The organism is Pseudoalteromonas sp. NZS100_1 (assembly GCF_015864285.1).
GTDB lineage: Bacteria > Pseudomonadota > Gammaproteobacteria > Enterobacterales > Alteromonadaceae > Pseudoalteromonas > Pseudoalteromonas arctica.
The window spans coordinates 1-2,702 of the sequence record NZ_JADYXN010000068.1; the positions used below are offsets into that span (position 1 = coordinate 1).

Genomic DNA, 2,702 nt, shown 5'->3' on the forward strand with positions numbered 1-2,702 from the left:
ATGCGTGCAATTTAGATTAAGAGCGCTAATGACTTATTTGATGGATGAAATGAAAATAACCTGTCGATAAAAGATATATTATTAACCTACAAATTAAATTTAATGGCAACATTTTGTTTGTTCAATTAAAGTGGCTGTCTAGTTTATCTGATGTAACACCGCAAACAGTGAATGAAAGCCGTCAGCATGCTCGTCCATTTGGTGAATCGATAGAAGCCCCCAAAGATGATGTAGGGTACACAGGGCATAAATTCGACACCGACTTAGGGTTGAGTTATATGCAGGCACGATACTATGATCCAGTTATCGGGCGGTTTTATAGTAATGATCCGGTTGGGTTTAAGAATGTTCACAATTTCAATCGTTATGCTTACGCTAATAATAATCCATACAAATATGTTGATCCCGATGGAATGGACACGGTGATTGCATTAAAAGCATATCCAATCGGGAATGCACCAATTGTAGGAAAGTTTGGGCATGCCTTTGTAGAATACAAAGATACGGAAACAGGTGAAACTAGAATAACCCGAGGCGGCCCCAGTGGTGAATATCCAGGTGGAGCATCTGGTGCTATCATGGATAGCAGTTATGAAGGCGTGAATTTGGTTGCCAATGATTCGCCAGCTTCTGTTAATGTAGACTTCAACCAACCAGGAACTGAAACTTTATCTTCAGTTACTGTTGAAGCAACAATGGGAGAAGTTCAAAAATCGGTTGGGGCTTTTAATAAGGGTGTAAATCAAGCTAAAATTCCTTACCAACCTAGGGGGCAAAATTCTAATACTTATGCTGGGAACGCTTTTGAACATTTAACTGGCCAGGAAGCAAAAAACACATCTGAAATTGCATTACCAGCGCTAGAGAAGGATTTAGATAAATGATTAAAATATCAACGATAGCAGGATTTCTTATTTTATTCATATTAATTGGATTTAAGAGTTTGGAGGTTAAAGCTATGGAATTTTGTCCAATAGACATTGAAATTGAAGCAAGAGAAACTTTGGGTCTCGGTGATAGTAAAAGTATTAAAATGAGTGAGTTACTGAAGGTAACACTAAAACTTAAGTTAGTATCTGAAGTTGCAGAGATAGACGATGAACCTTTGAATTGCCAAGCTCCTAAATTGGAAAAAGATCATATCGCATATATGGTTTATGGCGGTCATAATGAAACCAAAGATTATGTTAAAGCCTATCTGGTCGTAGCAAACTCAATAGATAGTGAAGTTTTATACATAGACAAGCGTTATATGTATAAAACACCCAAACCATTTTAAACTTTTGAACCCAAAGCCCCGTAAGGGGCTTTATTTTTGGCTAATAAAATAAACAAGACACCCATCCTAAATTTTGCATTTTTTAAAATTAAAGGCTAGCCTTTATTTAGTGCAAAAAACAAGCAGGGTGTCTTATGGCAATCGCAAGAAAGCGTCAAGTAAGTTTGGTTGATACAAAGTACTATCACTGTATTTCACGTTGCGTGCGTCGTGCTTTTTTATGTGGCGAAGACCGTTTTACAGGCAAGTCTTATGAGCATCGACGAGGCTGGGTTGAAGATAAGTTGCTCGTATTAGCAAAAATATTTTGTATTGATGTATGTGCTTATGCCGTCATGAGTAATCATACCCATTTAGTATTGTATGTTGATGATAAGAAAGCGAATAGGCTAAATGATAAAGCGATTATTATTCGCTGGCATAAACTGTGTAAAGGCACATTGCTAACGCAAAAATATGTACAAGGTGAAAAGCTAAGTAAAGTTGAACTCATCTTTTTCAATCAAACGGTTAAGCAATACCGAGAGCGCCTATCAAGTATCAGTTGGTTTATGCGGCTATTAAATGAAGACATTGCTCGCAGAGCAAATAAAGAAGATAACTGCACTGGACGGTTTTATTCGCTGCCATCCATGGCGCTCACCCTTCGGGCCGCCTAAGGCGTTCAAAGTTGTTCCATACAACTTTGTGGGGAGGGTAGATTCAAATCGCAAGCATTACTAGATGAAGCAGCCCTTGCAGCTTGTATGGCATATGTAGACTTAAACCCCATTAGAGCTAAAATAGCTAACACTCCAGAGGATTCAGGCCATACCAGCATCAAACAGCGACTAACATATGCAAAGGATGGTAAACAACCAAAACAACTCCTTCGCTTTGCAGGCATGTCACGTCAAATAATGCCAAAAGGGCTGCCGTTTGAGCTTAAATCGTACCTTGAACTTGTTGAATTAACAGGACGTTGTATACGTGAAGACAAGCGAGGGTATATTGAAAGTACACACTTGCCTCTACTAGAAAGGGTGAATATATCTCCAGAGAACTGGTTAAAGCTTACAACCCAATTTACGCGCGTATTTCATGGCGCAGTGGGCAGGCCAGCCTCACAAGAAGGTTATTGTGAAAACTTAAACCGAAAGCGCCGAGCGAATATCAGTAACTACGAAAAGCTACTAGCATAAAACTTAAACTACTCAGTACGAAATTAAAACTGCAAATATGCAGCCATTTTCATGCGTGCAATTTAGATTTAATAGGCTAATGACTTATTTAATGGATGAAATGGAAATAACCTGGTGTACTGACATAGTGATTTTGGCCACTATTCAATTAACAGTGACACCCATCCTAAATTTTGCTCTTTTTTAAATTAAGGACTACGTTTTATTTAGTGTAAAAAACAAGCAGGGTGTCTTATGGCTAT

2 protein-coding genes and 1 pseudogene are annotated in these 2,702 nt (G+C 38.3%); all 3 read left to right on the forward strand.

What is annotated here, in order from left to right; translation table 11 throughout:
* Positions 1–113 precede the first annotated feature (113 nt).
* The 3 genes and pseudogenes from I6F66_RS22640 (at position 114) to I6F66_RS20450 (ending at position 2,460) form a co-directional block, all read left to right on the forward strand.
* On the forward strand, positions 114–884 hold the full coding sequence (locus I6F66_RS22640) for an RHS repeat-associated core domain-containing protein (RefSeq protein WP_231611916.1): 771 nt from the start codon (positions 114–116) through the stop codon (positions 882–884).
* Positions 881–1,279: a hypothetical protein gene (locus I6F66_RS20445; RefSeq protein WP_024591720.1), complete on the forward strand. Its 399-nt coding sequence runs from the start codon at positions 881–883 to the stop codon at positions 1,277–1,279. Before I6F66_RS22640 ends, I6F66_RS20445 begins: the two co-directional genes overlap by 4 nt.
* A gap of 134 nt (positions 1,280–1,413) precedes the next feature.
* A pseudogene (locus I6F66_RS20450) lies at positions 1,414–2,460 on the forward strand (transposase).
* Positions 2,461–2,702 lie beyond the last annotated feature (242 nt).

Coding starts and splice junctions, on each gene's coding strand:
- I6F66_RS20445 (WP_024591720.1), top strand. CDS start 881: ATGATTAAAATATCAACGATAGCAGGATTTCTTATTTTATTCATATTA.